17 protein-coding genes and 1 pseudogene are annotated in these 17,674 nt (G+C 62.2%); 3 read left to right on the top strand and 15 right to left on the bottom strand.

The genetic code is table 11. The annotated features are described in order from the left end of the window. Positions 1-376: 376 nt before the first annotated feature. The 10 genes and pseudogenes from OHN19_RS43950 to OHN19_RS24700 all read right to left on the bottom strand — a co-directional run. Positions 377-1,363: pseudogene (locus tag OHN19_RS43950) on the bottom strand (recombinase family protein); the annotation flags it as partial. 597 nt (positions 1,364-1,960) lie between these two features. Next, positions 1,961-2,359: a helix-turn-helix transcriptional regulator gene (locus OHN19_RS24740; RefSeq protein ID WP_330266288.1), complete on the bottom strand. Its 399-nt coding sequence runs from the start codon at positions 2,357-2,359 to the stop codon at positions 1,961-1,963. A gap of 196 nt (positions 2,360-2,555) precedes the next feature. Then, positions 2,556-3,383, bottom strand: a complete 828-nt coding sequence (locus tag OHN19_RS24735) for a replication-relaxation family protein (RefSeq protein ID WP_330266287.1) — start codon at positions 3,381-3,383, stop codon at positions 2,556-2,558. A gap of 175 nt (positions 3,384-3,558) precedes the next feature. Beyond that, positions 3,559-5,757 carry a type IV secretory system conjugative DNA transfer family protein gene (locus OHN19_RS24730; RefSeq protein WP_330266286.1) on the bottom strand — a complete coding sequence of 733 codons (2,199 nt, stop codon included), beginning with the start codon at positions 5,755-5,757 and terminating at the stop codon, positions 3,559-3,561. Further along, positions 5,754-5,984 (bottom strand): hypothetical protein, encoded by a 231-nt coding sequence (locus OHN19_RS24725; RefSeq protein ID WP_330266285.1) that lies wholly within the window; start codon positions 5,982-5,984, stop codon positions 5,754-5,756. Before OHN19_RS24725 ends, OHN19_RS24730 begins: the two co-directional genes overlap by 4 nt. 338 nt (positions 5,985-6,322) lie before the next feature. Then, positions 6,323-6,922, bottom strand: a complete 600-nt coding sequence (locus tag OHN19_RS24720) for an MT-A70 family methyltransferase (RefSeq protein WP_330266284.1) — start codon at positions 6,920-6,922, stop codon at positions 6,323-6,325. 221 nt (positions 6,923-7,143) lie between these two features. Beyond that, positions 7,144-7,851 carry a hypothetical protein gene (locus tag OHN19_RS24715; protein ID WP_330266283.1) on the bottom strand — a complete coding sequence of 236 codons (708 nt, stop codon included), beginning with the start codon at positions 7,849-7,851 and terminating at the stop codon, positions 7,144-7,146. Then, positions 7,848-8,933, bottom strand: a complete 1,086-nt coding sequence (locus OHN19_RS24710; RefSeq protein ID WP_330266282.1) for a hypothetical protein — start codon at positions 8,931-8,933, stop codon at positions 7,848-7,850. The genes OHN19_RS24715 and OHN19_RS24710 overlap by 4 nt, the downstream gene beginning before the upstream one ends. Further along, complete coding sequence (locus OHN19_RS24705) at positions 8,930-9,775, bottom strand: hypothetical protein (RefSeq protein WP_330266281.1); 846 nt, start codon at positions 9,773-9,775, stop codon at positions 8,930-8,932. Before OHN19_RS24705 ends, OHN19_RS24710 begins: the two co-directional genes overlap by 4 nt. Before the next feature lie 637 nt (positions 9,776-10,412). Further along, positions 10,413-10,847, bottom strand: a complete 435-nt coding sequence (locus OHN19_RS24700) for a hypothetical protein (RefSeq protein ID WP_330266280.1) — start codon at positions 10,845-10,847, stop codon at positions 10,413-10,415. 246 nt (positions 10,848-11,093) lie between these two features. On the opposite strand from OHN19_RS24700, the gene OHN19_RS24695 reads away from it, so the two are divergent. Next, positions 11,094-12,410 carry a hypothetical protein gene (locus OHN19_RS24695; protein WP_330266279.1) on the top strand — a complete coding sequence of 439 codons (1,317 nt, stop codon included), beginning with the start codon at positions 11,094-11,096 and terminating at the stop codon, positions 12,408-12,410. Between the two features lie 134 nt (positions 12,411-12,544). Here OHN19_RS24695 and OHN19_RS24690 read toward each other — a convergent pair whose 3' ends face one another. The 4 genes from OHN19_RS24690 to OHN19_RS24675 all read right to left on the bottom strand — a co-directional run bounded on the left by OHN19_RS24690 (position 12,545) and on the right by OHN19_RS24675 (position 14,495). Beyond that, the gene (locus OHN19_RS24690) at positions 12,545-12,886 is read right to left on the bottom strand and encodes a hypothetical protein (RefSeq protein WP_330266278.1); all 342 of its coding nucleotides are present in this window, start codon (positions 12,884-12,886) and stop codon (positions 12,545-12,547) included. 357 nt (positions 12,887-13,243) lie between these two features. Beyond that, positions 13,244-13,852: an ATP-binding protein gene (locus OHN19_RS24685; protein WP_330266277.1), complete on the bottom strand. Its 609-nt coding sequence runs from the start codon at positions 13,850-13,852 to the stop codon at positions 13,244-13,246. Beyond that, positions 13,849-14,175: a hypothetical protein gene (locus OHN19_RS24680; RefSeq protein WP_330266276.1), complete on the bottom strand. Its 327-nt coding sequence runs from the start codon at positions 14,173-14,175 to the stop codon at positions 13,849-13,851. Before OHN19_RS24680 ends, OHN19_RS24685 begins: the two co-directional genes overlap by 4 nt. Further along, positions 14,172-14,495 carry a recombinase family protein gene (locus OHN19_RS24675; protein ID WP_330266275.1) on the bottom strand — a complete coding sequence of 108 codons (324 nt, stop codon included), beginning with the start codon at positions 14,493-14,495 and terminating at the stop codon, positions 14,172-14,174. The genes OHN19_RS24680 and OHN19_RS24675 overlap by 4 nt, the downstream gene beginning before the upstream one ends. A gap of 221 nt (positions 14,496-14,716) precedes the next feature. On the opposite strand from OHN19_RS24675, the gene OHN19_RS24670 reads away from it, so the two are divergent. Beyond that, entirely contained in the window at positions 14,717-15,883 is a 1,167-nt protein-coding gene (locus OHN19_RS24670) for a helix-turn-helix transcriptional regulator (RefSeq protein WP_330266274.1), read from the top strand. 18 nt (positions 15,884-15,901) lie between these two features. After that, the gene (locus OHN19_RS24665; protein ID WP_330266273.1) at positions 15,902-16,624 is read left to right on the top strand and encodes a 5-formyltetrahydrofolate cyclo-ligase; all 723 of its coding nucleotides are present in this window, start codon (positions 15,902-15,904) and stop codon (positions 16,622-16,624) included. Between the two features lie 144 nt (positions 16,625-16,768). Here OHN19_RS24665 and OHN19_RS24660 read toward each other — a convergent pair whose 3' ends face one another. After that, a complete protein-coding gene (locus OHN19_RS24660; protein WP_330266272.1) occupies positions 16,769-17,359 on the bottom strand; it encodes a hypothetical protein in 591 nt (196 codons plus the stop codon). Between the last annotated feature and the right edge of the window lie 315 nt (positions 17,360-17,674).

The following is a 17,674-nucleotide window of genomic DNA, read 5'->3' as shown; positions in this document are numbered from 1 at the left end:
GACAGTCGCGGGCAAGGTCGAGTGCGCGTGTGAGGTTGGTCTCGATAGCGTCGAAGGTGGCCGTCGCCGCGCCGAGCCTTACCTCGATGGCCGTGAGCTGGTCGGTGATGCGCTGCTGCTCGCTGGCGATGAGGTCCATCGGCACCGCACCGCTGTAGATCGCTTCGAGAAGCTTCTGACGCTGCGCGGTGAGCTTCGCTTTCTCGGCCACGAGCTGCTTGTGCTCGTCTTCGGCTTCCTTGCGGTGGGCGGCAAGTTCGCTTCGGAGTCCCTCCTCGATGGCCTCGCGGAGTTCAGGGGCGAGCCGGACACTGCTCCAGTGGTCCTCGACCATCTTCTCGATCTTGGTGATGAGCAGTGCCTTGCGGGTGCAACTGGTGGTCTTTTGGTGCCGTCCCAGACAGACGAAGTACGGGTAGACCACGCCGTGGCGGTTCTTGGCGTTGGTGATGATCAGGCGGCTGCCGCAGTCACCGCAGAAGACACTGGACTTGAGGTAGTGCGGGTGATCGCGCTGTCGCTCACCGACGAGGTTGGCGGCGAGGACATCTTGAACTTTCTGCCAGGTGACCAGGTCTGTGAGCGGCGTGTGGCGGCCGGGGTAGATGACGCCCCGGTACACGACCTCACCCTTGTAGTAGGGATTGGTCAGGATGTTGTGCAGGACGTTGGGCCGGATCGGGCGCGACGGCATCTTGGGGGTCCGCTTCGTGGTGAGCCCCCTGGTTTCCAACTCGTCGGCCAGCGACCGCAGCGTCCACGTGCCGCTCGCGAAGGCTTCGAATGCCCAGCTGATCAGCTCAGCGCGCTCGGGGTCCACCTCTACCGTGCGCTCCTCGCGCCCTTCGGGTGTGCGCAGTACGACGTTCAGGTAGCCGAGTGGTGCCTTGCCCGGGGTGCCGCCGGTCTTGGCCTTCTGGCTCATCCCCTTGTGTACCTCGGTGGCGAGGTTGCGGGAGTAGAACTCGGCGATGGACGACATGATGCCGTGGAGCAGCATCCCGGAGGGGGTCTCGTCGATGTTTTCCGTCGCGGAGACCAGAGTCGCGCCGGCCTTCTTGATGGCCAGGGTGATCTCGACGTCGTCCACGCGGTTCCTCGCCAAGCGATCCACCTTGTGGACGAACACGTAATCGACAGGATTGTCTGCCAGGTAGCGCAACATCCTCTGGAGGTCGGGCCGGTCTGCCGACTTCGCCGATTCCCCCGCGTCGATGAACTCAGCGACGATCACGGCACCGAAGCTTTCTGCCTTGCGACGGTTAGCTTCACGCTGTGCAGGGATGGAGAACCCCTCGACTTGTCCACCCTTCTCGGCCTGTTCTTTCGTCGAGACTCGCAGGTACGAGATCCCTGTCTTCATGGCGCCAGGTACGGTCATCGCGCACCTCCCATTTCTTCGATTACCTGCACACAGCGGTCGGAGTCGCTCTCATCGTTGTTGGCGTTGATATTTCCATTCACAGGCATTCCTCCTTTCTATTTACGTCGATACCAATACCGGCTCACAGGTCAGCGCGACACAAGCAAAGTACTTGGCCAGGGCATCCCAGTCTGCGCCGCTAAAAGCAGTTGTCGCTCGGCGGATCGGATGGTCGATAATATGTTTCAGTTGATGGAGCACCGTAAACGCCCGATCGTCGACCGAGTCATCTTCACGCACATGGATGTGCCAGCGGCGATTCGCCCAGTAGGTAATTCCGGAAACGGGTAGGCCAGCAACCGACTCCACGACGATGCCCGGGATGATGCTAATGAGGTGTGTAGAAGCTTGGCGCGCAGGGCCAGGCAGAAGCTCCCGGAGCAGCCCGGCCTGCTGGGCAGCGATGTCGCGCATGGCTTCTACGGAGCTGGCTGGTTCACGGCCGAGGTCACGTAGCGCAGCGAGCGCTCCGGGACTGGTATTGGGGATGGCGTCTTTTGCGGTATTCATAGTGATCCTCCTCTCCCCATCCGATGCTTATTTCTTTGACAGATTCTGCGACTCGTCTTCGAATGGAGCTGGACCGTTAGTATCGAGGCCGTGTTCATCGATGAGCCGTTGGATGTATTCGTCAACCGAGGCGATAGTGTCCTCAGGCAAGCCGTAGCGCGTGCGCAGGTAGGTGCTCATGCTGGGTAGGTCGGATGGGATAACATATCCAGCCATCGTGAACAGGTCTGCAAACGGAACTTCGAGCGCCACACCTAAGGCTTTGAGAGTGTCTGGCTGGGGCAAGGTCTTCCCGTGCTCAAGTCGAGTGAGCCCCCCAGCATCGAGGCTAGCTTTCCTGGCGAGCTCACGAACGCCGAGCTTTCGCTCCCGACGTAAACGCTGTAGGTACTCACCAAATTGCAATGCTGCGTCGCGTTTCACCATCTCGACATCTCCTTTATCTATTTCCCCATTTTACCTCGCCCGTTGCCCAAAATCAGCAGTTGTTGACAATTCCGCAACGTAATTCTGGTATTACTTTCTGGGGTCCGGGGAAGCTTGACGCTTTCTCTACAATGCGACACTTTCTTGAAAATACGCTGAGGTCTTGCCTGCCTTTGGCTTTTCCCTAAAGCCCGGCTCATGGCGGACCAGTGACATCAGCCGGTGCGTCCGGGTGGTCGCCTGTGACGAGCTTCCCGAACTCGTCGACGGTGACAACGCGGAAGAGCTCCGGCTGTACCCCCGTTTCGGCCGACAGGGCGGCCTCCAGGGCCCCACGTCGGGCCACGTCCGGGACTACCCAGGTAACGGCGGGAAACAGGCCGTGTCGGGCCTGGTGGGCGCCTGTGGCCGCGTAGCGCTGGTAGGTCTTGGCCTTACGGACGACGACTGTGGGGTGCTCGGTGGCACGGTCGGCCTCAATGAACCAGTGGTCCTCGTAGTCACCACTGGCGGTGACGGCGTACAGGTCAGGCTTGAGCCATTCGAGCGTGCCGTGTGGGTTGACGAACGAGCGCCAGCACGAGGGCTCGGTCTCGACGCTGAGCAGCTCGATAGCCCCTTGGCCGGCGTACTCGTGGAGTTGGACGGCAAGTTCGGCGACGGCCAGCGTGTGCGCCGTAAACGCCAGGGACGGCTCGACGTAGCGCCGACGCTTCTTCTCGCCATGCACGGTGCGCAGCAGCCGCTCGCCGGTAGAAGCGAGTTGCCACACGATCCCCGAAGAGCCACTGCGCACACCGCCGATGCGCCGAGTAAGTCGCGCCACCAAGCCGTGCGATTCGAGCCGGACGAGGACACGCATAGTCGCTCCCGAAGCCGCCGTGACGGTGGCGTGGCCCTCGGCGAAGTGCAGACGGCGGATCTGCGCGGTGCCGAGGAGCCGGTGGGCGCGTAGCGATTCCAGGACGGCCAGGTCGCGTTCGGAGAGACGCAGCAGCAGGCTGGCGACATCGTTCGGACTCATAGGACACCTCCCGTCCGAAGTCGAAGCAGATGGCAGCCGCCAAGCTCGCCGCCGTGACCCCCGAGTAGGGGGTCAGTCCCATCCTGCAAGGTGGGGTATAGGCCGGATGAACTGCGGAAATGGCCGGATGGCAGGGTCGCGAACAGTCGGGCGAAGACAGGGGCGAAGAGAGGCATCATCGGTGCCTCCGTTTCCGACCAATCTGGTCGACGGCCGTGGCCGAGGCACTCGCTTCAGGTGCCTGTGGCTTGTCGCTGTCAGCCGTGTTCGTGTCCGTCGTGGGTGTGATCGGATCCGGGGCGTAGTTGGCCCGAGCTGTCACCCGTACGACCTCGGGGTCGGTGGTAACCGGCGGAGGCGGCAACGTCTCCACCAGCGCCCAGCCGGACGGGAGGCCATCGGCGACGAGGTTGGCGTAGGCATGGAAGCGTGGAAGTGCCTGGAAGTCCTCGGCGGTGAGCGACCGGGTCAGCTTGGCCATGTCCCGCGCGTCCTCGTACTCGGTGGCGAACGCGATCTTGGATCGGGCATTCATGTCCACTGCTGTGCGCAGCGCGGGTGGGAACTGGCTGCGGAACTGAGCGGCCAGGAACCAGCCGACCGATAGTGACCGCGATACGGCCAGGGCATCGGCGAGCGACAGGGGAAGGTTGAGAAAGCGTGGCGCCTCGTCGACGTATATGGCACCGGGACGCTTGTCAGCCCCTGGCTCGTCGGCACGCTCCTGGGTGGCTTGCCACAGGTCGGCGATGATGAGACTGCCGAGCAGCGACGCTGTCCCCGGCCCGATGAGTCCCTCGTTCAGGGGGACGAGCACGATCTTGTTCTCGCGGAAGATGTCGCGTAGACGGAACTTGCCGGTGCGTTGGTCGAGCATGTGGATCAGGGCCGGGCGGAGGAGGAACTGCCGCAGCTTGTTGAGCGGCGGCGCGATTGCCGCAGCTTGGGCCTGCGGAGACTGTGACTCGTACCAGGACCAAAATCCAGCGAGGCCGACGTCGCCGCCTACCCGTCCGACCTGCTGGCGACGGAACCTGGGATCGGTGAGCAGGCGGGGCAGATCGACCAACGTGGCTGGCCTGCTCGGCGTGCTGGCCCTGGCCAGGGTGCGGAGACTGGCCGAGAAGATGTCCGCCGAGCGCGGCCCCCATCCGTCAGCAAAGACGGCCTCGAAGACCGCCAGGACGCCGTCGACCACTACATCGGGGTCACGGCCGGTAACGTCCAGTGGATTGAACCCCACCGGAGTTTCGTCGCTGGCGTTCAGCTCGACGACATCGTTTACGCGGTGCTCTGGAATACGCGCGAGGATGTCGTCGATGAGCTGGCGCTTGGGGTCAAGCACCGCGACCGGGCGTCCAGCCTCGATGTCAGCACAGATCAAATTCAGAAGCGCCGTGGTCTTGCCGGAGCCACTCGGTCCGTACGCAATAGCATGGTATGTCTGGTCTTTCGGCCCGATGCCGAGCAGTCGGTCATCACCTGGTACGGCGCTCTTCGCGAAGACTCGCGGGCCGGTGTGGACGCTGGCTTCAGCGCGCAGAAGCCTCGGATGCGCGGGCGGGAGGCCCGGAAAATCTCCATCACCCAGCGGGAAGCCAAGCAGCCCGACGAGTTCGGACACACCGAGCGTCAGCGGCCAATGCCACGGGGAACGCACCTCGTTGAGGTGCTTGGGGTGTTCGCGTACCAGGTCGATGTGAAGCCCCGGGCTCTGGGCGGTAGAGATCGCGCTGAGCAGACTCCCGATAAATCGGCGGCGCCGGCCGGAATCCTGGCTCGACGCTCCGAGCCGGATGGTGGTCGCGAACCCGGCCTGCGACGCTCGTTCCTTGAGCCGCGCCCGCGTCTCGGTACTGGCCGGACGCTCGCCTTGAGTAAGAAGCTGGAGCAGGGTGGTGCTGGGATCCGGAGCTTTCGATGGGATGGCCCGCGGAGCGCGGCGTGGTCCGAACAGCACCTGCACGACGATCTGTTCACCCTGCCGGAGTGGCGTGGCGAGACTGGAGAGCAACGCCCGAGTGGTGGCCTCGTGTGTGTCGCTCCGCAGCGGCAGTCCGGTGGGGCGGAGATGCAACCGCCCGGCTTCTTCGACGCGTGGACGAGGTTCAGTTGTGCTAGCGCCCAGTGTGGTGAGCAGGCTGCCGGGGATCAGGTCACCGAGCATCCGGCGGAGCGCCTGGACGTCGGTGGCGTGGCAGCCGAGCAGGTGTCGGATGCCGCCGGGGTCGGCCCGGACTTCGAGGACGACGCGTGGTGCATCGCGGTCGGAGGCCAGACGGGTCAGGAATCCGGCGACGGTTGCGGGGTCCAGCGGACGGGGCAAGTGAAGGCCGGAGAACACCAGCTCGGTGTGGCTACGCGTCCAGCTCACCTCTGCCTCACCTCCGTGTCGGAAGAGGCGGCCTTCGCCTCAGGCTGACGAGCAGCTTGTTGGGCCTGCGCCTCGAGTTCGGCCTCGGCCATTGCCATCGCCAGGCCGAGCAGCGCCTTCGAGAGCTTGCGAATATCGGGTGGGTCGCGGCGAATGCCACGGACCGTAAAGCGGCGTTCCTCGCGCCCTCTGCGTTCCTTGTTGTTCCCCCTTCGTTTTGAAGTCATAAGGTCACCTCCTTTCCTTCCGGGTGTTGACTGAAATCAACACTCCGCATATCCAGTTATCGTTGATCTTGGTCAACACGTCAATGGCGTTTGTCGATTCCACAACGCGCGACCTCCGTACGGCGGTTGCTACCACCTTGAGCGTCTCCACCGCACGATGGCGACTGCGATCCACGCGCATGATCCCAGTGCGACAGCGGCGACGATCCAGGGCAACACAGGGCGCAGGAATGCGACAGCGAGATTGATAGCGATGGCTACGCCAAGACACAGCAGACTGGCACGCAGGGCCCACGCGAACGGATTTCCCATTGGGGATTCGCCTTTCTTCTCGCCGCTCATACGTCCCGCTCGTCGTGGTGACGGTCGCTCGGCACCGGGTAGCCGGGAAGCGACACGTCGGCGTCGATCTGGTTCCCCCACACGAACCACGGCGAGTTGCTCGGGGGCCGACGCCTGGCGAACAGCTCCAGGTACGGGCCGGGTGACAGGCGCTCGATGAGCGGGTACTGCTCCTCGGGCTTGTGCGAGTGGTCTTGCACCGGAGCGGTGATCCACGTCGGCTGTGCACGGAACTGGACCGGTGCCTTGCCACGGGTGGCGAAGAGCAGGTGCTCGGTCGCGTTGCGCAGGTAGACGCCGAGCCCGAGCCGGAACTTGATCCACGTGAGCGGCGACCGGACGGTGAAGCTCCAGCTTTCGGCGACGTCGTAGCCCTCGCGGAGCGTAGCGTTGGTGACCCACAGCCAGAGATGGGCATCGTCCTCGGCCAGCTCGGCGACGGGCATGGCCTTGATGCGCTCCAGGGTCATGAGGGGGTAGTGGCGCTCCGCGCCTCGTCCGCCCTTCTGCTGAATGTCCCACGGAGGGTCGGCCAGGATGGTGCGGAACCGACGCGGGACATTTGACCCGGTGGATTCGTTGATGATGTTCGTCACGTCGTTTTCTCCTTTCCGTCTCCGGCGATCGTCGAGTGTGCGACGTACCGGAATCTGCTCCTAGTTATGAAGCTGGACTGCGAGTTGGGAAATCGTTGGATCGGTCGAATGTCCGCCCGAAGATTCGGCCCCGTAGAGCGGATATTTCTCGGTTCCTAGCCGACGCTCGGGTTACGGGAAATGCGTTGTGGAATCGGCGACGACCCCAGCCAGAGAGCACGTCACATCGGCGCGTGGACGTAACTGCCGGGGCGTCTGGCGACCAGGCTTGAGAACAATGCCCGTGCAACCGCGCCGGGCGGATCGTCCCGCTCGATATGCGTCACCGCGATGTGATCGTCGAGCGCTCGTGAGCCCAGGCGGTTGCCGAGGACCACGGCGTGAACATCGCCGGGGAATTCCGCCAACTCACGAAGTGTGCTGGACGGGTCGGGATCCAGCAGCCAGAAGTCCGACAGCACGACGAGCGTGGCCGCGTGGTCCGGGAAGGCATCCGCGATCTCGGTCGCTCGGCGGAGGCTGGGGCCCAGCTCGCTCGTACCGGCACCGTCCGGCGGGACGTGGAGACCAGCGCGCAACCTCACGAACCGACGCCTGGTGATCTGCGTGGGGCGGACTTCACCGCTCGACGGGGCGTCGAAGTGCAGCACAGCCCCCAGCTCGTGGCGTGCACCACGGCGAGCGACCACCGAGAAGGCGTGCGCCACTTCAGCAAACCGGTTCGATAGGGGGTCGGTTCCGGCTGGACTGGTGACCGAGCCGGAGTTGTCGAAGTCGGCGATGAGCAGCGTCGGCACGGTGGCCGGACGGCCAGGACTGCCGAGCCGGTAGTCCGTACGGGCTCGCCTGGCCGGCGTGCCCGGCGTCGGGGATCCAAGTAGGCGGCTGCCAAGGAGTGCGCTTGGACGCAGCGAGCCGATGCGGTTCACGCGTCGCCACCTCGACGCGTACGCCTCCCGATAACTCCGCCCTGCTCACGGTTCGGAAAGCCGTGTCCGAGTACCTGTGGATTCCGGCGTTGCACCCTCCAGGACAGTGACTCCACCCGCTTGCCGGCGGCCTGGCCGCGCAGCTGGTACTCGTCCCGAATGGAGCGCTCTGCTGCCTCGGCCTGCGTCCTGCCCCTGATCGCCGACGACTTCGCCAGCTTGAGGTATCGCCGTTCCGCTTTCTGGACCCGCTTGGCCGTTGCCGCGAGCAGGTCTGCCACCTCGTCGGCAGCCGAGTAGCCGAGCAGGCCCGATCCGATCGCTGTGGCTGCGGCGAGCAGCCCGAACGTTATCCCGGAGGCGCTGCCCTCGATGCTGGCCCGCAGGCAGAAGATGCCGACGACGAGCAGCGCCACCACGACGAGGGAGAAAAGGCCGATGAGCTTCACGATGCCGCCGCCATTGTCGGCGCCCGAGAAAAGACGCACGTACCGCGCCTCGTCGTCGGTCAGCGACTCGGGATCGCGCTGCCGGATCTTGGCCATACGGATGTACTTCAGTTCCGCCCCGACCAGTCCGGCGCAGGCGGCTGCCAGGCCGGAGGCGAGCGATTGTCCAAACGCGATAGAAGGAACGTCGCCGCTTACCACCGCCGCCGACCAGACGCCTGCAGTGTCACCGAACCAAAGCACTGGCCAACAGATCCAGTAGCGCAGCTTCGCTCCGGGCTCGCGCCGTGTGTATGGGGTCAGGACCCACGCGGCGTGCTGGTAGTCGGCACGTGCTTGGCGGACCTCCTGCTCCTGCTCCGACAGCAGGAACTCCGTCCCCGCGGCCACGCGCTCAAGGCCGCGTGCCCGCTCCTGGAACGGCCGGGCTGCGCGCTCACCCTCGGCCGGCCAAGTCAGTTCCTGCTCGTCGGCCAGTGCGTGGTACTCCTGCTCGGCATAGGTCACGCCGACACCGGACGGGCGGACGTGACCGCCGACCTCGTCCAAGCGGGGCAGCGAAACAGCGTCGGCTTCCTGCGTCCATGCGTCCTGAGGCGCGGTCGTGTCGCGGAACGGCTTCACGGCGGTCACCGACCCTCGGAGGCGTAGTCGGTGACGGAGACGCACTTCGCGGCGCCGGTCTTCTTACATAGGGCGTTGTAGAAGCTGACCAGGCCCTCGACGACATCCGAACGCGGCGGGGAACCAGATACTCGCCCAAGACCCGCGACGGTGACGGAAGCACCGGGGAGCTTCGGAACGTCCGTCTTGTTCGCCAACTCCGCCGCCTCCCGCTTGCTGATGGCTTGCTTGCCGAGATCGATGCCGACGTTCTGGAAGCCGTCTGTGAGTAGGACGAGGTGCAGGCGGAAACCCTCGCCGACTTGGTTGCTCCACTCACCAGCCAGCCGGTACTGGGCGGTGATGTCGCTGCCTTTGCCTTTGAGGCCGACGACCGCGGGGCTGTATGCGTCGCGGATCTCGGTCATTGCGTCGTCGACTACTGCCCCGACCCGCTTGAGCTTGGCGTTGTCGGTGGCGCCGTGCAGCGGGAGCGGCCCATCGAAGAGCGTCGCCGTGGCCGCGCTTGAGCCGGAGAAGACGGACACCCGCACGCGGCCGGAGCAAATGGCGGTTGTGCGGACGATCTGCTCGATGGCCGTCATCCGCTCCTCGGTGATGGTCTTCGTGTTGCTCGACCCCGTGCCATCGATCTGGATGTCCGAGGCAGGAGGTGCGGAGGTGTCGCAAGAGGCGAGCGTCTGCTTGTCCTGGGCGAGTTCGCCGTGCGGGGACGAGCCGACAGAGCAGGCCGTTATCGTCGTCGCGAGCGCGAGCGCACACATTCCGACGAGAGTTCGGCAGACGCGGCGAGGTGCCGGGGCGACGATACGAGCGGCGGTCTCGGACGTGGTGTCTTTACTGATACGCAAGAGCCGTCTCCTTCTGGTGTTGAGAATTCCTGGCTGAGCTGATGAGGCCGGATAGGGAGGGACGCGCAGCCCCCACCTATCCGGTCAGCTATTACTTCGGGGTAGCGGAGACGCCGACCGCCTTGTGCTTTCGCTTGTGTGCCAGGCGAAGGGAGCGGCGAGCTTTCTCTGTATTCGTGGCCGGCGCTGGGGCGGACTCCGCGATCTCGCGGATTAGCCTCTTCGTGATGTCGATTACTTCTTGCTCCTGCCGAGCAGTCTGTGCGCGCTCGGCCTTGCGAATGCACGGGGCGTACCTGTTTCGAGGCATGGGTGGGCTCCTGACGTGTTTCTTGGATTCGGGAAGTACGCGCACCGTCTCGCCGTTACGGCGCGGTCGACGGGCTGCATAAACCCCTCACATGGGGGCGGCCCTAAGCGCCTCTCAGCGGGCGCAACAGAACGAAATCACGTCATCTCAGGGACACCAACAAAATCACTGGCCTGTCACCAAGAAAACGAAAATTCGCAGGTCAGGAACCCTGGTGACAGGTGTGGGGACACCTGGTGACAAGACAGTGACAGGTGCCAGAGACAGCGAAAGCCCGCTCCGTGAAGGAGCGGGCAGGGGTCGGCCTAGTGGCGGGTTGTTAGTTGGTTATGGCTTCACGCAAGTGCCATGCAGCTCACGGAAGGCAAAAGTGGCGAACCAGTGCGGCTCAAGGATGATGTGACGCAACTCCTGTTCGCCAAAGATGCTGCCAGGGCGTCGCTCGATGTACTCGCTCTCGCGCGTAATCGGATCGGGATCAGTCGAGTAGTCGAGGATCTCAGGTTCCTGCGTCCACTTATTGATGATTGCGATCAAGGCGATCAGAAATACCTTGTGGTCACCCAGGCACGAGCGAATACCGTCTCCGTGCTCCACCCATAGGCGGATGTAGTCGGCGAGACAGTTGGGTTCTTTGCCCTGTAGACGGCCTGCTTCCTCAGGAGAGCATTCAGAGCTGATGACGAAGTCCTGAAAGTCAACGAGAGGAGTATCCGCTACCCATTCGGCTGACATGTCGACCTCCTTGATCAGGAAGGCCAACCCCTTATTATTCATGACACAATTGCATCAAATTCACAATAGGGAAATCTATACAAAGATTACAGGCACGCGAAGGGTAGGAGTGATCCTTCTTGTTCGAATGAAGGGCAGATGTTCGAGGAATGAGGGTGCCGTCGTTGCTATGTGAGTTGTCCAGGTATGCTCACTGCGCCGTCAGCCCAGAGCGAGTGAAGGCCGGTGTGCTACATGGAGAGTCGGTCATCAGCATCATCCAGTCATACGCCATTGGATGATTTGACGCGTCTCGTAAAAATGGGTTGTGACGCTGCGACGCTGCGCGAATGTGACGCACTCGCTATAGAGGTGGCCGAACTCCTAGGAGTCCACGGCCCACTTCGTCCCGAAGGGCGAGCCTTGGTTTTGCAGCGCCTATTGGCGGATGTCACAAGGGAACAAAGAGGGATCGCACTAGGTAGCCTCAAGGAAATATCGAAGGAAGATGCAGCGAGGTCCGAACCTTTTCTAGTTGCCGCTGCTGGAGAACTCCTTGGGCTAGTCGACGAAAATTCATTTATCAGGGTCCGCGATGTTCGTTGTTTTCAGTTCAGTACCACATGGCGGGATCTGCAAAGAAACCGGGACAACAGGAAACAGCCTCTGGCCTACCTGCGTGCCATGCTATGGGTTGGCAGAAAATGTGCCAGGACTGCCGCGCCGGATCGAAAACAACCAGTGCTTCTTGGCACGCTCTTGTCGGCCGTTCGTGCGTACCTAACTGAGGACGCCAGTAACCCAGCTGCTACTGAGCAGCGGAAGAAGAACCGCGAAATACTTAAACAGCTTGTTGGTAATGGTCTTGAGACTCTACCCGTGGAGACTGAGAATCTTTCTAAAAAGAAGCAGGATGCCACAAAGAGACTTCAGAATCCAAGAATTTGGATCGACAGCAAGCATGCCCCAAGAGCACCACGACGGGTTTGGGAAAATATCTGCAAGCATTGGCTCGAGTCGTTGGTAGCTGCGGCCTCAAGCCTGGCATTAGCAGCTATTGCTGTGGGTTTAGTTCTCGATCAGGGTGAGTCAAGCGATAATTCCTCCGGAAAGGCGACAAGCGAGACTTCCTCGCCTCCGACATCAATCCCAATGGGGGTGGATGTTTCTTACGGGAAAGCGATCCGCTTCTCTCCCCTGGAGCCGGAATCAGGAGACTCGGTCAATGTATATACGGGCGAAGAAGCGAGTTTTGTCTCGAAGTTCTCCAAGCAGCTTCCTTACAAAGAAGCTGTACTCCCTCTTGCGGCGCTACCTCCTGACAGCCTCACAAATCTCGCGGGCTACAAATTTACAGCTCATCTAGAACTACAGCTTCCGTCTGGCCATTCCTGTAAGGGGGCACTTATTAAGTGGAGCATCCCCAGTCAGACACCAGGTTCCTTTGGCCTCCAGGAAGGGGTTCTGGGCCCGGATGCACCCCCGGTAGACGTAACCCTGACCCCTGGTCCACATGGTCAAATCAAGAAGCTAACCATCCGAGCTGAGTCCTTGAATAGCTGTTCGCCAATGGACGTAATCGTCCGTGGGCCACGTTTGGTGCGCACTTGATCCCAGTGCTCATCACTCGCAATCGGCTTCCCACGTACATGAAAATGGGCGGGAACCCAACCGGACAACAATGGTGTCTAGGGGCTCCCGCCTCAGGCTTCCCCTGAGCTCACGCTCAAAGGTGAAGCGGTGTGCTACTGGTCAGAAGTCTTGCCTCGACGAGTAGCCGGACGGCCGGCAGAGGTTGATTCTTCAGTCTTCTCCTCCGCGGCGTCCTCGGCACCGAAGATTGCCGAAATAGCGTTCCGGCGCGTCTGTGCCTCACGCTCGATGTCGGCACGGATTGCGGCTGCCTTCTGAAGGATGGCCGGGTCAGACTTGGTCTTCTCGACCCAGTGCTCCAGGGCGACCCGAATCTCTTCAGTGGTGCTGCGACCGGTGATCTGGGCGACGACGTCCAGTTGCGCCCGCAGATCTTCGGTGATTCGGACAGCCAGCGTGCGGAGCTGGCCACCTCCTGTTGGTTGCTCGCTCATCGCGAGCCACCTCCTCGGTGAATTGCGGCCGACGAACCCGGATGGTTCATCTCGTGAAGCCGCAGGACACCGATGAGGTAATTTTTGTGTTGATTTCGGTCAACACTTCTATTTATGAAGCATGTGTTGATTGAAGTCAACACTTTCTCAATGAAGTTGTGAATATTACGGCAGCCTCTCCTTGGCGGACTCATATCGGAAAGGGTCGATTTCGGAAATGCCACGCTGAGCCGCCTATAGATCAGCTTGACTACAACGGCACCCCCGCGACAATGACAGTCACGGGGGTGCTCAAGTACGGGGATCGACGTGTCAAATCAAGGAAAGGTCGCCGGCCTTACGGTTGAGTCACGTCCTTCAAACGGCCCGTGGCTCGTCCCATTGGTACAGCGCATCCAGGAAGCGTTGCAATAGCGCTTCCTCCGCCATCGTGTGGACTGGCCCCCGAGGTGGTTTGGTGGCTCCAGGGATGCGTACCGGCATCGTGCTGAGTGGCGGCGGTTTCGCCGTCCTGTCCAGTTCGAGTTCTGCCCACACGATTTTCCCTCCGGCGTGCGGACGGAAGAAGTCCCACTGCTTGCACGTCGCCCCGACGAGCAACAGTCCGCGTCCGCCTTCGGCGTCATCGTCAGAGCTCCTCGCCACGGGTTGGTCAGAGCTTCTGTCCCAGACGTCCAGCACGAGGCTCGTGCCGATTGCGCGGAGTTGCACCCCGATGACGTGCTCTTCCTTGATCTTCCACGTCTGCGGTTCCGGATCGAGCAACCCCGTTGCCCTCACGGCGTTGGTGACGAGTTCGGACATCACCAGTTCAGCCGTCTCGACGTAGTCGGCCAACTTCCACCGCGTCAACGTCAGCCGGACGAGCATGCGCGAGCAACTGACAGCCGACGGTACGGCGGCCAGTTGCAAGCTGCTGGTGTAGACCCAATTGCAGTGCCGCGGCGCCTCTTGTCCCTCGGTCACGAGGCGATCACCTCGAACACCTCAGCGTCTGCGTCCAGTTCCAACTTCATGAGCAGGTGAATCTGCAACAGCGGATGAAGCGCCAGATGGTCCATGGTCGGTACGACCACGTGGTGGCCACCGACACGGGTGAGTTCGGCGATCAACGCCCTGAACACTCTCGTGCAGCCGGGTACGAACTCTTGAAAGGTCGTCGCGTACCGGTAGCCCTCGGAGGTGGCGAAGAGTTGGAGACCACGCTCAAGGGCAAGCAGCTCCTCGTCAGTCTGGCTTCGCTGGACGCGCATGTACCCGTAGATCAGGGGACGTTCTTGGTCGATCACGCGCGCCGCCCCTGAACTACCCAGATGCGAGCACCGGTTTCCTGCTCAATGTGCTGGCGCATGGCGTCCTGGAGGCCGGGCAGCCGAGCGAAGTGCCAGAGCGAGGGGACGATGACGTCCCTTACGTCGTGGCGCTTCAAGGAGTCGAGCATCACGGAGAAGGCGGATTCCGAACACCTGATGTTCTCGGTGAACACCTGGTCGAGCGCGAATCCTTCGCGCTGGGCGTACGCGGTCAGCTCTCGCTTCACGCGCTCGGATTCGTCGTCTGTTTCGTCGCTGCTCACGACGCGCATGTAGCCGTAAATTGCAGGTCGCATGAAGTCCCCTTTCGCCGCTTCGAAGCCGTTCCAGTGGCGGCCTTGAGGCCAGGCGCCGTTGGACCGGCATAACGGCCAGAAAAGCCCCTTGACCTGCGGAAACCCAGAGCGGAAGAGGGGCAAGAACGACGCAAAAATGAGGCAAGGGCGGCTTTGACCTGCATAAACGGCCCCAGGGTAGCTATGGTGGCTACGCCCCCGAGCCCCGGGAGGGAAGTGCGATGGCAGCCAAGCGCGTGCGGCTCGCTCAGCGTCGCAAATCTGCGGGTTACAGCCAAGAGAAGCTCGCCGAACGGCTTGGCGTTGAACGCTCGACGGTCGTGCGCTGGGAGAAGGCCGACAGCGAGCCTCAGCCCTGGGTACGTCCCAAGCTCGCCGCCGCGCTCAACGTGACGCTCGACGAGCTCCAGTCCCTGCTTGATGACGTGACGGTCATCCAGGTGAAGCCCAGCGAGCGCATGAGCTACGTGCTGGAGCACCCTTCGTCAGTCGACCTGGTGGCAGTCGCCTACTTACACGAGCGGATTCGCCAACTCGACGAGCGGTACGACAGAGCACCCTCGACGGCCCTGCTCGGACCCGCCGGCCAGGTCCACGGGCAGGTGAAGTTCCTTCGGGAGAACGCAACCAACCCTCGTGTCCGCAAAGCCCTCTTCGAGGTCGAGGCGGAATCGGCCACGTTCATGGGTCAGCTCGTCTGGGACGTGAGTCAGCGGCGTGACCACGACGCACCGGTCGCCTATCTGGATGAGGCGGTGACTGCAGCCCGTCAGGTACGTGATCCGTACGCTGAGGCGTATGCGACGCTGCGCAAGAGCTTCGTGGCGCTCTACGGCGAGAAGAACCCCCTCAAGGGCGCGACGCTCGCGGGGCAGGCGGCAGAGGTCGCACGTTCCGCCAGTCCTTCTCTTACCGGGCTGAGCTTGCTCCACGTGGCCGAGGGCTATGCCATGAGCGGCGACCTCACGTCATGCGAGGGGGCGCTGACGAAGGCGGAAACACAGCTCGCCCGGGTCGGTGCCGACGACGTAGCGGCCGAGTACTACACGATCAACGAGTTCAGCCGCTTGTCGGGCTCGTGCTACCTCTTCCTGAACCTGCCCGAGCGCGCCGAGCCCATCCTGCGTATGACCGCCAGGGCGCTCGCCGCGAAGCAGAAGAGCCAGGCCATCGTGCTGGGGAATCTCACCCTGTCGCTGATCCGCCAACGTAAACTCGACGAGGCGGCAGCCACCATGCACCGGACAATCGACGCCGTGGAGCTGACACGGGGTGGCGGTGGTCTTAACCTGGCATTCGCCGCTGGCCGAGAGCTTCGCGAGTGGCGGCACGAGCCGTGGGTGCAGGACGTCAACGATCGTCTTCTGGCCCTCATGGCGGCGATCTGACGGGACCGGTAGGGGCGCATGAGCAACATCGACCAGGCCAAGGAAGCCGTCCGCGACCAGGTGTGGTGCCTGCTCGAACGCGAAGGCGTAGTGCCAGAGGGCTCGTACGGCAAGATCCCCGGGTTCTACGAGGCGGAGGCGACGGCCAATCGCCTGGCCAAGCTGGACGTGTGGAAGCAGGCCCGGACGATCAAGACGAACCCCGACTGGGCCCAACTGCCGGTCCGAATCCGCGCTCTCCAGGACGGCAAGCTCCTCTATATGGCCGTGCCGAGGATGGCGAGCCTCCAACCGTTCTACTTGCTGGACCCCGAGACGCTTGAACTACCTGTCGAACAGGCCGCAGAGAAGAAAGGCGCCGCACAGGTAGCTCGCCGAGTCGGCGTCGAAGACATGAGGCCCATCGATATGGTGATCTGCGGCAGCGTTGCGGTCAACCGCTCCGGCGCGCGCATCGGCAAGGGGGCCGGGTACTCCGACCTGGAGGTGGCGCTCCTGATCGAGGCGGGTCTCGTGACGGACGAGACGGTCATCGTCGCCCCTGTCCACCAGCTCCAGGTCATCAATGAGGAGATCCCCGAGACCGAGCACGACTTCAGCGTGGACCTGATCATTACGCCCGACGAGGTGATCGAGTGCCGCAACCGGCGCCGGCCTAGCGGTCTCGTCTGGAACGACCTCACAGCGGAGAAGATCAAAGCGATTCCTGCTCTCGCGGCGAGGGCTCGCAGGGACGCGTAGCATCCGGCCTTCGTGAAGGCGGGCATAGGCCGTCTGGATCACCACACACCCGACCTGCCAAGTGATGGGCGGTTCAGTGTGCGGCTGTTCGTCCTCGTTGTGGTGGACGCGGCCAAGAGACACGCGGCGGCAGGGGTAATCCGTTCAAGAGGCGAGACTTTGTATGGCTTCTTGGTACTCTGCTCTTGCTTGTGTAGCAACCCCTGGACTTGCCTCAGTAATGTCCACCCACACCCGCTCGAAATACTGGCGTTCCGTCTTGACGTAGGGCACGGAGAAGACGCCGGATAAGAAGTACTCGGCAAGCGTCTTATCGAACCACGCTTGTTCGAGAAACCCGATGTATGCCAGACATGCAGACGATGGATAGCCGTAGAGTACGCCCGCTTCTAGGACAGTCAACTCTTCCCTCCGCTCCAACACATAGTCGAGGGTTGGCTTGTTAATAGCGACCTGTAGCCACTCGTGTCGAACCCCATCCGGGTCAATGTAGTAGTTAAGGGCGGATGGTAGGCCGAGCGTTTCTAGGAGCTGGGCAGCACTACTCTTGTCTTTTTCGTCGACGGCTATGTCAGTAACCTGCTTATGACCAAGTAGCAATGCAAGTAGATTGACTTTCTCGACCGTAAGTAGATGCGAACTGCTCTCGATGACTTCAATTCGCTTCTTGGTTAGCGGTACTACTTTTCTTTGACTTTCGGGGGAATTTATGAGCTTATGCTTGACGGGTAACATATGTTTAATTTACCATAAATATCGGTAATATTCGCTGGTTAAGGAGATGCGTTATGCGTCTGCGTATTCGTCGCGCCTTGTCCGTCCTCGCTGTGATGGCGAACGCCGCCTGTCGGTGCGGCTGCCCGGGTTGCAAGAACGGCAACCACTGCGGCATGGCCGCCAATCAGTGCAGCGTCCGCCCCTACTAGGGTGAACGGTGGCCGGTAGTACCGCAGCCCTTCCTCGCACCCTCTAGGGAGCGAGGAAGGGCTTTTTTCTATTGGCGCCAAAGACAGTGCTTAACAGCGGCTTATAGAAACGCATTACAGAGGT

This window comes from Streptomyces griseorubiginosus (genome assembly GCF_036345115.1).
Lineage (GTDB): Bacteria > Actinomycetota > Actinomycetes > Streptomycetales > Streptomycetaceae > Streptomyces > Streptomyces griseorubiginosus_C.
This window is presented reverse-complemented; position numbering and strand designations above follow the sequence as displayed.

Coding starts and splice junctions, on each gene's coding strand:
- OHN19_RS24670 (WP_330266274.1), top strand. CDS start 14,717: ATGGCAGCCAAGCGCGTGCGGCTCGCTCAGCGTCGCAAATCTGCGGGT.
- OHN19_RS24740 (WP_330266288.1), bottom strand. CDS start 2,359: ATGGTGAAACGCGACGCAGCATTGCAATTTGGTGAGTACCTACAGCGT.
- OHN19_RS24660 (WP_330266272.1), bottom strand. CDS start 17,359: ATGTTACCCGTCAAGCATAAGCTCATAAATTCCCCCGAAAGTCAAAGA.
- OHN19_RS24690 (WP_330266278.1), bottom strand. CDS start 12,886: ATGAGCGAGCAACCAACAGGAGGTGGCCAGCTCCGCACGCTGGCTGTC.
- OHN19_RS24675 (WP_330266275.1), bottom strand. CDS start 14,495: ATGCGACCTGCAATTTACGGCTACATGCGCGTCGTGAGCAGCGACGAA.
- OHN19_RS24665 (WP_330266273.1), top strand. CDS start 15,902: ATGAGCAACATCGACCAGGCCAAGGAAGCCGTCCGCGACCAGGTGTGG.
- OHN19_RS24725 (WP_330266285.1), bottom strand. CDS start 5,984: ATGACTTCAAAACGAAGGGGGAACAACAAGGAACGCAGAGGGCGCGAG.
- OHN19_RS24735 (WP_330266287.1), bottom strand. CDS start 3,383: ATGAGTCCGAACGATGTCGCCAGCCTGCTGCTGCGTCTCTCCGAACGC.